Genomic DNA, 10,155 nt, shown 5'->3' with positions numbered 1-10,155 from the left:
CAGAACCTTCGCAAGATGGCCAAGCTGATCCCAATGCCCACCTTGGGGTAGAAACCGCCAAAGCCATTGGGCCGCATCGCGCTGACGCCAATACATCCGATTACTGTTTCCCTTTTTCAACGGAATCGGCCAGGAGCCGACTTATCCGTCAAAGCCTTGGCGGTACCCGTCAGTTGCCCTCAGCCAGTTGCTCATGGAAGAACCGCGCAACGCTTTCGTTAAATTCGCGATGAAACGCTGACCTATCAAATTCCGCGGGCTTGTCGGTGCAGATGCGAGGCAGCGCGGCCCTGAGTTGCGGCGAGCACGGCGCCAGGAACGCAAAGTGGCTGGCAGGCACGCTGTGAACCTCCGGCTTTCCCGGTAGCGCACGGGCGATCCGCGCCGTGCCCTCCGAATCGATAATCCCGATTCCGACCTCCGCCCGCCAGAACTGCACCGGAATCCTGATCGCGGCCAGATTGGATTGCGTGAAGAAACCCGGTATCGGATCGGCGATCACAGCGGCGCGAATGCGCGCATCCTGCGCCAAGGCGGGAATATCGCCGCTTCTAAGTTGCTCGCAGAATTTCGACGCATCCGTGCAACCACGCGCATAACGGCCGAAGTCCGGTGCGGCACCGATCAGTGCCAGACCGGTGTAGCCTCCCTTTGAGAATCCAAACAGTCCGATTTTCGCGGGATCGAGGACGGCCCTATCTTTCCAGTCTTGAAGCATGAAATCGAGCAGACGGACCATGTCTGTCGGACGCAACACGTAGGAGGACAGATCGTCCTTCTTGGTGGAATCGTTCGCGTTATCGCCCGGATGATTGATTGCCGCGACGACGAATCCGGCATCCGCCAGCGCAGCTGCCGTGTCATGGTGCCCGCCGAACCATCCGACGTAACCGTGGGAAACGATGACCAGCGGCAGCTTTGCCCCGGTGACGGGACAATCCTTCACACCGATGAGACCATAGTCGACGCCCACCCCCAGGTCGCCAAGCTCCACGTCTTTCGGTTGGGCCTCGCATGGATACCAGATCGCGCCCGTCAAGTTGGGGCCATGGTTGAAAAGCTGGATGCCAGCGGCGTCGGCAGAAGAAGCCAAGCAAGAAAGCACAACAACCAAAGACCAGAACGCTTTGCGCAAGTAAGTCTCCCAAGCGTTGAAAGGGAGAACAAGCGAAGAAACGCCGGCTAAATTATGTCGGCTTCGGAATTACAGCGACAGAATTGCGGTGCTGGACCGTAATTCCGCTTCTCCGCCAAAGGCGGCGCACTAGCGGACATCCCCGGATGCTTCGAACGTCAATCCAACGGGACGTTCAGACTGGTCCCTTTGGTGATAATGCCACCGCGGTTGCCAATCTCGATCGAGCCATAGCGCTGCCTGAAGCAATCGGGCAGCGGCCGATCACCTTCCATGCTCAGCCAAAGGCGCAATAGATGACGCTTTTGGCCTGCGTCAGGCCAGTCGCGGAATCCGGTCCGATCGTGCAGCAAAGCATGATTGTAGACGAACTGCATATCGCCCGGCTGAAGCCGCATGCCGAAATGCAGCGCGGGATCATTTGCGAGCGCGTCAAAGAGATCCAGCGCCTCGACGTGAGCCGGCGTCAGTCTGAGGGCGTCAGGAAAACGCTGCGCACTATCGATATACTGGCGTTGATAGAATCCGGTCAGGAACCCCGCATGCCAGTTCAGCACCGGGATCTCGAGATATGGCTTTTCGTTCTCCGGAACTTCGCCGCGCCGGTCCGTCGCGATGGGGTCGAACAAGAGGGCGGCAAGGTCGGGACGGCTGTCGAACATCGCGTTGTAGATGGTCGTCGTACTGACGAGGAGAGAATCCCCTCCCTCCATCGCCTCGCGAATGCATAACAGTCCAACCACGTCGGAGGAATCCGTGTGGAAGGTTTGCCGTTCCGACGTCTGATAGATTCGGGTGTTCGGATTCTTCGCATCGGCGCCTGTGTCTCGGACGTGACCGAGAATGTGACCCGCTGCATTCTGGGATCGCGCCGATCCGAGATGCGCCCCCACGCCGCAAAATATCGTAGCCGCGAACTCCTGGCTGTATTTCGCCACCGGGAGACCGCGGATGACTTCGAATCCGAGGCCAGCCAGCAGCTTTTCCTTGAGCGCTTCCAGGTGCGCGCCGAAGCGGGGAAGCGGAAAGCTTGCCTTCGTGATGTCGGCGATTTGCCTGCTTCTGCCAAGATAGGATTCAGCCGCACTCTCAAGCTCGGCGATCTCGCCGGCAGAAAGCGATATCAACCAACGATCGGGATCGGCCTTCATCTCTGCGCCTAGCCAGGCAGATGGAACGTCGATTTTCCCTGGAGGGCGATCGATCGCGCTGGGCGCCGAGACCGCATTCATATTGCTGGCTCCTGAGAAGTTAGGAAGGGCGTCAGAGCAGCAACGATATTTCGCCGGCCTCTGGTTTGCAACTTGGCGAGGCCCAATGCACGGGCTCGCTCAGGCGCAACCGATTGCACTGAGGTATCGATCCGGTGCCCGCATCTATACCAGGAGCGGCACAATAGCGAACATCGCTCGATGGCGCAGAAGGGGTCGAGCGGAACCGTCAGGCAGATTTACGAACCGGTAGCTTCTTCGCCTGCTGTCTCGCCGCGCGGCCGGCGGCGGCGATCGCTTCCATCTCGTCGACGAGGCTGGACCGATCGATATCGGCCTTGATGGCCTCGCCGAGGAGACGGGCCGTCATCTTGAATTGCGGCTCTCCGATCAATCGGTTCACCGCCGCGGCAATGTCCGCTTCGGAGGCGGTCGGTGGCAATTGAAGCCCTGCCCCCTTCGCCTCGATGCGCGCGGCATTGGCGGCCTGGTCCCGCCCCATCGGGAGGATGAGCTGCGGCAGCCCGTTGATGAGTGAACGAATGGTCGTTCCGTGGCCGCCTTGCGATATCACCACGGAAACATCCTTCATGACGAGGTCATGGGGAGCGCCCCGGATCAAATGCACATTCTTCGGAGCCCTGAGATCGGCGACGTCCAGATTGGGACCGGCTGTTGCAATGGCATCGATCTCGACCGCTTCCATCGCGTCGATCATTCGCTGAAACATGTCGCGCTGACCTTGCGCGCCCGTGCTGCATGCGATCAGCGCGCGAGGACGACCCGACCTGGCCGACCATGGCGCTCGCCATGCCTCCGTCTGCAGAGATCTTGACCAGTTCGGGACATCGAGCAGCGGTCCGACGTAGCGGAAATTGTCGGGCAGCGCGTCCGCCTGAAAGTCGAACGCCTGACTGGTCGCAAGCAAAAGCCGGTCGGCGCGATCGAACAGATCGAAGACATCACCCAGCAGAGGAAGACCCAGGTCGGCACGCGTGCGGTTCAGATCAGGCAGAAAAAAGTTGAGTGTTTCGGCCTGCCTGGCATTGGCGGCGTCGACTTCGGCGCGCTCGTCCGGCGTTCTCGGTTGGCTCAATCCGCCGGTGACCGGCGGCATGCCCGGCAGAGGACGAAGGCTGACATGAGGGGACAGGAGCGCGAAAGGCACGCCGGATGCCTCCGCTCCGAGCGCACCGCCAAAAAGCGCGTCAAGCACGAGAACGGCATCCGTCGGCATACGGCCGACCTCATGGCGGATATCGGCCGCATAGAGCGGGGCAGGATCAAAGATGGCCCGGCGTAGAAAGTCTTGCATGTCCGAGACGTCGACCGGATCCGCAGCCACGCCGGTCGGGGCGCGCCGCCATGCTGCGAATTCGAAGCCGGAGGCCTCGATCTCGGAGCGCATCGCCGGATCCGCCATCACCCGGGCATGGTGTCCATGTCGATGCAACCTCCGCGCCGCAGTGAGCATCGGGCTCAAATTCCCGAGGGTTCCCCACGACGCCAGCAGAAAATGATACGACATCATGGAGCCTTTCCGTCACGCAGGTGAATTGGCTTGCAATCCATCCCGGGCAACGCAGTGCAGGCTTTCGGACGGATGCTTGGCCGCGCATGCGTCCGCGCGGACCGCTCCAAGAATGACGCGGCGCGCGCTACTGAACGATGTCGCTTCCGGGTGAGATGGTTACATCTGTAAGGGTGAAGATCGCCGCCTGTGGGCGGTGAAGTTGCGAGAAAACTGACTAAAAGGTGGCCGTCCGGCCGCAAGACGGGTTCTCATTTCGAGCCAAACGGCGCATAATGCGGCATGGCTAAAATTAAAGTGACCTTCAGAACCGTACGTGTCGCCGAGGGCGACTGGAAAATACTCGCCGACTATCCGGGCACCGAGCAGCGTGAAATTACCGGATTTGCCAGCAAGGCGGATGCCGACGGCTGGATCAACGGCGACCGCAAGATCGCGTGGCTGCGCTCTCAGGGCTACGCCAAGTGACCTGAGAGCAGGTGACGTGAGAGCAGGTGACTTGATGGGCCGAGTCACGGTGACAGTGAGCGTAGTCACCCTGTCGCCTTTCAATGCAATTACGGGCAATTGCGGTGACAGTGCTGGGCTGCCCCCCGTAAGTGAGACATGGTAATTTCCGTCACCGTCATTCCAGCGCCGCACTAGGGTGGGCTCAACTCATCCTGCGGACTGCGATTGAACCGACACTCGGTCGACCGATCCCGGTTCACCATCCCAAGTCTACCTAAGTATGGTCACTTCAAACCTGCGCGCGATGGCGCCGACCAAGCGCTTGGTGTTACCGATACATCCAGAGTGAAAGCAACGGAACCGGCCCTGCGAGCCGGCAGTTGCGGGACAAGGCCGGCGGCGTAACGCCCGCCGGCCCTGTCCCGATCTAGCGGCGCTTTGCCGGTCAACTGATGCTTACTGTCGTGGTTGGTGCAGAGAGTACGCCATGAGAAACATCACCGATCTCCTGATGCGGTTCTGGCAAGGAAGCCAGCCCGCGTCCAATACTCCGGTTGCGGCTATGGTTGAAGATCGGTCCAGCATGGCTGATTTTGTCCGGATCCTTCAGGCCTACGATCAAGCCCAGTAGGGCGGGAATTGGGGCGACCGCGTCAGCCCGTGATACGGACGTCCGAGGAAAGCCAAGACCTAAGACCGCGCCGCGTGAATGCCCTCTAAGCGATCAACTGCGGCGCCGCCGAGATCACCAGCCCGTAGGATGGGCTGAGCTCTTGCGAAACCCATAAACTTCGTCATCGCGAGGCTTTGATGGGTTTCGCTTACGCCTTCGCTCTGCGAGCTACGGCGGACAAGTCGCTCTGCCCATTCTACGAGCTGAAGGCCGATGCTGACAGAATCTGGCAGTATGCCGTGATATGAGCCGCCATGTCGCGCGCTCAACGCCTTCTCGACGTGATCCAGCTCCTGCGCACACACCGTCGGCCCGTCGCGGCGTGCCGGCTGGCCGAGGAACTCGGCGTCTCGCTCCGGACCATCTATCGGGACATCGAGACGCTGAAGGGCCAAGGGGCCCACATCGATGGCGAGGCCGGCATCGGCTACGTCCTGCGGCCGGGGTTCATGTTGCCGCCTCTGATGTTCTCGGAAGAGGAGATCGAAGCGCTGGTGCTGGGCGGTCGATGGGTTGCCGCGCAGCCGGATGAGCCGCTCGGAAAGGCGGCCCACAACGCGCTTGCAAAGATTGCCGCCGTACTGCCGGACGACCTCCAGCGGAGCCTGGAAACGTCGGGCCTGATGGTCGCTCGCCGCCATCCGGCAGCAGGCGACGCCGAATTGCCGATCATTCGCGCCGCCATCCGCACGGAACGCAAGATGCGCATCACCTATAGCGACGAACGGGACAACCGCACCAACCGCACGATCTGGCCGATCGCACTCGGGTTCTTCGATCGGATACGCATGGTGGCGGCCTGGTGCGAGAGCCGCGGCGACTACCGCCATTTCCGCACCGACCGGATCCTGTCGATCACGCTCACGGAGCGCCGCTACCCACGACGCCGCACCGATTTGCTGCGGGAGTGGCGGCAGCAGGAATGCATTGGCGAACACTGATCATGCTGACAGAAACTGACAGCACCTTCCCGTAAGCCTCGGCCATCGCCAAGCTGAACAGGAGATGTAAATGGCCGACTTCAATCTCGTGGTGCTCTATGTCGACGATGCACAAGCGAGCTCCGCCTTCTATCAGAAGCTGCTGGAGCGTCCTGTCGCGCAATCATCCCCCAAATTCGTGCTTCTTCCACTCGGGAACGGCGCCATGCTGGGATTGTGGCAGCGGGACGCCGTCGAGCCTCCTTCCGCTTCAGAAGCCGGCTGTAGCGAGATCTCATGGGCGGTCGCAAATGCGGAGGAGGTGCGCGCGACCTTTGAAACGTGGACGAGGCGCGGCGTCCGGATTGCGCAGCCTCCGACCGCAATGCCATTCGGACACACCTTCGTTGCGCTCGATCCCGACGGTCATCGCCTGCGCGTGCTGGCGCCCACCGCTTAGGGCGCGCGCCCAGCACTGCCTGACGGTGATGATTAAGTGCACCGTCAGCGCAATCCGCGTAATCTCGGCATCCGACACCCTTCACATTAACGGAACAGTAGCGCCCCAGCTATTGGATGGCTTCCAAAGCCAGGTATGCTGCCCTTTGCAAGACAGGCCCTGTTCCCGCGAGATGGCTCTATGGACGCGCAATCAGCCACACGATTTAAACAGCACATAGAGCGGGTCATTGAGGAGTTTTCCCTAGCACTCACGCTCGCCAAAGAAGCCTCTCCAGCAGATGAGCTTCTGAGATTGAGGACATCAGTCGGCGATATCATCGCTCGGATAGACACCATGCTTCAGGACAATATCTACAAAGATCATCCCGGTCTGGATGGCATGAAAGACTGACCGTTAACATCCGCTGCCGGTCATAGGCCGCCGATGTCGGCGATGCCGGGCGACTTCCGGTTTATGCTCGCAAACCGACGACTACGAGTACGAGGCTAGATCCGTGGTCCAGACGCGATCATCTACGCGATGAGCTGCCGCACCGGGATTACGATGACTGTGCACTTAATTGACCCGCTTCAAGCCTAGCAAGCGCAGACCGAAGCCAGCGCTGCCTGACGGTGATGATTAAGTGCACATCGCAATTTCACAATTTAGCTGTGAAGTTGCGAATTGAGGCCGTCCCAATTTGGTGTACGTCTGGTTGCCTCGAGAGCGCCGCTCTGGGAATTACGACGAAAAAGAAGGCCCTTCTGGCCCGACAGATCTCTGGCTTTCAGGACTCGGCCATCTTCCAAAAGGATGCGCGCGCCGGCGGTGACATAACAGCCCGCTTCGACGATACAATCGTCACCCAATGAAATGCCGATACCGGCGTTGGCTCCGATCAGGCAGCGCTCGCCGACTGTGATCCTCTCTTTCCCTCCTCCTGATAGCGTGCCCATGATCGACGCTCCGCCACCAACGTCGGCGCCGCTTCCGACGACCACACCGGCGCTGATCCGGCCTTCGACCATGCAGGGACCGAGCGTACCCGCATTAAAATTGCAAAAGCCTTCGTGCATGACGGTCGTGCCAGGAGCCAGATAGGCTCCGAGCCTGACGCGATCCGCATCTGCAATTCTCACGTCCGCAGGCGTCACATAGTCAGTCATACGCGGAAATTTATCCACGCCGGTCACCTCAAATGCGATGGCACGCTTTCGCGCCAGCATTCGCGCTTCCGGCACGCGAGAGCCTTCACAGGGACCGAGTGTCGTCCAGGCCACGTTCGGCAACAGGCCGAAAATTCCGTCGAGGTTCAGGCAATTCGGCTGGACCAGCCGGTGGCTCAGAAGATGGAGCCGAAGATATGCGTCGTGCACATCCGTCGGCGCAGATGCAAGGGAGCCAATATCTGTTTGAATGGAAACGATATCGACATTGCGGATGTCGTCGTGTCGCGCATATCCGTCTGCCGCCTCGCCCAACGATCTGCTGATCTCGTCGCCCGTCAGCCGTACCGTTGCTGCCTTGCCAGCCTCCGCTACCAGGCTTAGCCGAAGAAACCAGGAATCCAGCACGCGACCATCAGCGGCAATCGTCGCAAACCCCTCGCCTCTCGCGCCCCTCAATTCCATCGCCATTTGAAATTCCCACACTTCGATCCCTGCACGTCGTGCATACGCGAGTTCGCGTGGAAATGGCAACTTCTGGTTTCGCAAAGACGTCCGCTGTGGGTCATTGCGGACATCGCGACAGGCGGGCGTACTACCCGATCAACTGCTTGGCCGCCGCCGAGATCATCACCAGCCCGCCCGTGATCACCGCAACGTCGAGGATCGCGGTGTGGATATGCACCGGCATCCGCTCGACGAAGGTCTTTGCGAGGAACGCGCCAGGGATCGCGATCCCACCGATCAGCAGCGCAAAGGCGAGCACCTGCGCCGTGACGGCACCGGCGAGGCCGAACACGGAGATCTTGATGAGGCCGGTGCCGAGCGAGATCATCGCGTCGGTCGCGATCACGGCGGCGCCTTCGAGGCCCGCGGCCATCAGCAGCGACAGCAGGATCACGCCGGAGCCGGAGGTGCCGCCGACCAGCACGCCGTAACCGACGGAGCCGGCGGCAAGACCAGTGTCGCCGATCCTGACCTGGCGGCGGCGGAGCACGCGGCGCAGCGGCACGCTCAGGATCAGCATGGAGCCGATCACGAGGGCTGCGCCGGCATTGGTGAGGCGCGTGTAGCCGTAGGCGCCGAGCGCGGTCGTCAGCGCGGCGCAGGCGAGCACGACAGCTGCGCGGCGGCGGTCGGCGTAACGGAGATAGGCGATTGCGCGGCTGGAATTGGTGAAGAGCGCGGAGATCGCGATGATCGGCACCACCGGCTCGGCGCCGACCAGCGGCACCAGCACCAGCGGCATCAGCGCGCCGGTACCGTAGCCGGCGAGACCACCGATGATCGAAGCAAACAACGCCATCAACGCGACCAGCAGGAGCTGAAAGATCGAGATGTCGGCGAAGCCTGAGACGATGGTCACGGTCTCTCATCGCGGCTGATGCGTGCCGCAGCTTGATCGGCGATGGAAGCGAGTGCGGCTTCCTCTAGTGGAAAATCCGCCGCAAGCCAAGCGTCCTCGGCGAGTGTCAACACATGTCCGAGCGCAGGTCCTTCCGCCATTCCGCGCGCGATGAAGTCTGCGGCGCGAAGCGGAAATTTCGGCGCGGTCCAGCGCTGCGGCAGCTCTGCGAGTGCGCGCCAATACGACGAATGCACGTCGCCGCCGGCGCGCGCCCAGCCGAGCAACACGCGATCGTGATAGCGCTCGGCGCCGAGCCGGTAGAGCAGCCGCCGCGCGCTGGCCTCGTCCTTGGCGACGAAGCGCCACCAGCGATGCCCCATCGAATCCAGCGCCTTGGCTTCGACATTGGACAGCCGCAGGCGCGTGGCGAGACGCTTGGCATCTTCGGTCACGGCGACCGTCAGGGCTGCGAGGCGCCGCGTGCTGCTCGAGGGTAGGCCGAGCTCGCGCTCGATCGCGATCATCGCGTCCAGCGGCCCGATATAGGCCACGCCCCCGATCAGCGCCTGCAGCAATCCGCCATCGGCCATGGCGGAGGCGGCGGCGGATGCGCCGCCGGCCACCAGCAGCTTCAGCATCTCCATGCGCACCCGCTCGGCCGACAGGCTCGCCAGGCCCGCGCGTCCCCGGATGCAGGCGAGAGCGCCGTCGCGATCGGGATCGCCGGCACCGAAGGCGGCGTGGATGCGGAAGAAGCGCAGGATGCGCAAGTAGTCCTCGGCAATGCGCTGGTCGGGATCGCCGATGAAGCGCACGCGGCGCGCCTTGGCATCCGCGATGCCGCCGACATAGTCGTAGACGATTCCGGCCGCGTCGACCGACAGGCCGTTCATGGTGAAGTCGCGCCGCTCGGCGTCCTTCACCCAGTCGCGGCCGAACGCGACCTTGGCCTTGCGGCCGAAGGTCTCGGTGTCCTCGCGCAGCGTCGTGACTTCGTAAGGCTGGCTGTCGATGACCAGCGTGATGGTGCCGTGGGCGATGCCGGTCGGCACGCTCTTGATGCCGGCGGCCTTGGCGCGCCGCACCACCTCCTCCGGCAGCGCCGTGGTGGCGATGTCGATGTCGCCGGGCAAGAGGCCGAGCAGCGCGTTGCGCACGGCACCGCCGACCACCCGCGCCTCCTCGCCGTCAGTGCCCAGCAATTGCAGGACGCGCGCAGTGCCGCTCGAGGTCAGCCAGGGCGCATCCGCAAGTATCGGCTCCGCGCTCATCGTCCGGC

At 62.1% G+C, this 10,155-nt stretch carries 11 protein-coding genes; 5 read left to right on the top strand and 6 right to left on the bottom strand.

Annotation, left to right across the window (positions count from 1 at the left end):
* Positions 1 to 169: 169 nt before the first annotated feature.
* From B5V03_RS31090 to B5V03_RS31080, 3 genes are all read right to left on the bottom strand, one after another.
* Positions 170 to 1,135: an alpha/beta hydrolase family protein gene (locus B5V03_RS31090; RefSeq protein WP_129274208.1), complete on the bottom strand. Its 966-nt coding sequence runs from the start codon at positions 1,133 to 1,135 to the stop codon at positions 170 to 172.
* A gap of 158 nt (positions 1,136 to 1,293) precedes the next feature.
* Positions 1,294 to 2,367, bottom strand: coding sequence for a TauD/TfdA family dioxygenase (locus B5V03_RS31085; RefSeq protein WP_129274207.1), 1,074 nt, complete (start codon positions 2,365 to 2,367; stop codon positions 1,294 to 1,296).
* Positions 2,368 to 2,575: 208 nt separating this feature from the next.
* Complete coding sequence (locus tag B5V03_RS31080) at positions 2,576 to 3,877, bottom strand: glycosyltransferase (protein ID WP_349643406.1); 1,302 nt, start codon at positions 3,875 to 3,877, stop codon at positions 2,576 to 2,578.
* A 282-nt stretch (positions 3,878 to 4,159) separates the two neighbouring features.
* Here B5V03_RS31080 and B5V03_RS31075 point away from each other — a divergent pair, with 282 nt between their 5' ends.
* From B5V03_RS31075 to B5V03_RS31060, 5 genes are all read left to right on the top strand, one after another.
* The gene (locus B5V03_RS31075; protein ID WP_129274206.1) at positions 4,160 to 4,345 is read left to right on the top strand and encodes a hypothetical protein; all 186 of its coding nucleotides are present in this window, start codon (positions 4,160 to 4,162) and stop codon (positions 4,343 to 4,345) included.
* A gap of 469 nt (positions 4,346 to 4,814) precedes the next feature.
* A complete protein-coding gene (locus B5V03_RS41765) occupies positions 4,815 to 4,958 on the top strand; it encodes a hypothetical protein (RefSeq protein ID WP_164988407.1) in 144 nt (47 codons plus the stop codon).
* 296 nt (positions 4,959 to 5,254) lie between these two features.
* Entirely contained in the window at positions 5,255 to 5,941 is a 687-nt protein-coding gene (locus tag B5V03_RS31070) for a helix-turn-helix transcriptional regulator (protein ID WP_129274205.1), read from the top strand.
* Between the two features lie 70 nt (positions 5,942 to 6,011).
* The gene (locus tag B5V03_RS31065; RefSeq protein WP_129274204.1) at positions 6,012 to 6,380 is read left to right on the top strand and encodes a VOC family protein; all 369 of its coding nucleotides are present in this window, start codon (positions 6,012 to 6,014) and stop codon (positions 6,378 to 6,380) included.
* Between the two features lie 180 nt (positions 6,381 to 6,560).
* On the top strand, positions 6,561 to 6,773 hold the full coding sequence (locus B5V03_RS31060; RefSeq protein ID WP_129274203.1) for a hypothetical protein: 213 nt from the start codon (positions 6,561 to 6,563) through the stop codon (positions 6,771 to 6,773).
* A 254-nt stretch (positions 6,774 to 7,027) separates the two neighbouring features.
* Here the strand turns inward: B5V03_RS31060 and dapD are convergent, their stop codons facing one another.
* The 3 genes from dapD to B5V03_RS31045 form a co-directional block, all read right to left on the bottom strand.
* Positions 7,028 to 7,999, bottom strand: a complete 972-nt coding sequence (gene dapD / locus B5V03_RS31055; protein WP_129274202.1) for a 2,3,4,5-tetrahydropyridine-2,6-dicarboxylate N-succinyltransferase — start codon at positions 7,997 to 7,999, stop codon at positions 7,028 to 7,030.
* 124 nt (positions 8,000 to 8,123) lie between these two features.
* Positions 8,124 to 8,894 carry a TSUP family transporter gene (locus B5V03_RS31050; protein ID WP_129274201.1) on the bottom strand — a complete coding sequence of 257 codons (771 nt, stop codon included), beginning with the start codon at positions 8,892 to 8,894 and terminating at the stop codon, positions 8,124 to 8,126.
* Positions 8,891 to 10,147 carry a CCA tRNA nucleotidyltransferase gene (locus B5V03_RS31045; RefSeq protein WP_129274200.1) on the bottom strand — a complete coding sequence of 419 codons (1,257 nt, stop codon included), beginning with the start codon at positions 10,145 to 10,147 and terminating at the stop codon, positions 8,891 to 8,893. The genes B5V03_RS31050 and B5V03_RS31045 overlap by 4 nt, the downstream gene beginning before the upstream one ends.
* Positions 10,148 to 10,155: the final 8 nt, after the last annotated feature.

Source organism: Bradyrhizobium betae (assembly GCF_004123905.1).
GTDB lineage: Bacteria > Pseudomonadota > Alphaproteobacteria > Rhizobiales > Xanthobacteraceae > Bradyrhizobium > Bradyrhizobium betae_A.
Note: the sequence above shows the minus strand (reverse complement) of the source record. Positions and strands in the feature narration are given on the sequence as shown.

Excerpts from the sequence above, each read along its gene's own strand:
- B5V03_RS31070 (WP_129274205.1), top strand. The coding sequence starts at position 5,255 with ATGTCGCGCGCTCAACGCCTTCTCGACGTGATCCAGCTCCTGCGCACA.
- B5V03_RS31080 (WP_349643406.1), bottom strand. The coding sequence starts at position 3,877 with ATGATGTCGTATCATTTTCTGCTGGCGTCGTGGGGAACCCTCGGGAAT.
- B5V03_RS31065 (WP_129274204.1), top strand. The coding sequence starts at position 6,012 with ATGGCCGACTTCAATCTCGTGGTGCTCTATGTCGACGATGCACAAGCG.
- B5V03_RS31075 (WP_129274206.1), top strand. The coding sequence starts at position 4,160 with ATGGCTAAAATTAAAGTGACCTTCAGAACCGTACGTGTCGCCGAGGGC.
- B5V03_RS41765 (WP_164988407.1), top strand. The coding sequence starts at position 4,815 with ATGAGAAACATCACCGATCTCCTGATGCGGTTCTGGCAAGGAAGCCAG.
- B5V03_RS31060 (WP_129274203.1), top strand. The coding sequence starts at position 6,561 with ATGGACGCGCAATCAGCCACACGATTTAAACAGCACATAGAGCGGGTC.
- dapD (WP_129274202.1), bottom strand. The coding sequence starts at position 7,999 with ATGGCGATGGAATTGAGGGGCGCGAGAGGCGAGGGGTTTGCGACGATT.
- B5V03_RS31085 (WP_129274207.1), bottom strand. The coding sequence starts at position 2,367 with ATGAATGCGGTCTCGGCGCCCAGCGCGATCGATCGCCCTCCAGGGAAA.
- B5V03_RS31045 (WP_129274200.1), bottom strand. The coding sequence starts at position 10,147 with ATGAGCGCGGAGCCGATACTTGCGGATGCGCCCTGGCTGACCTCGAGC.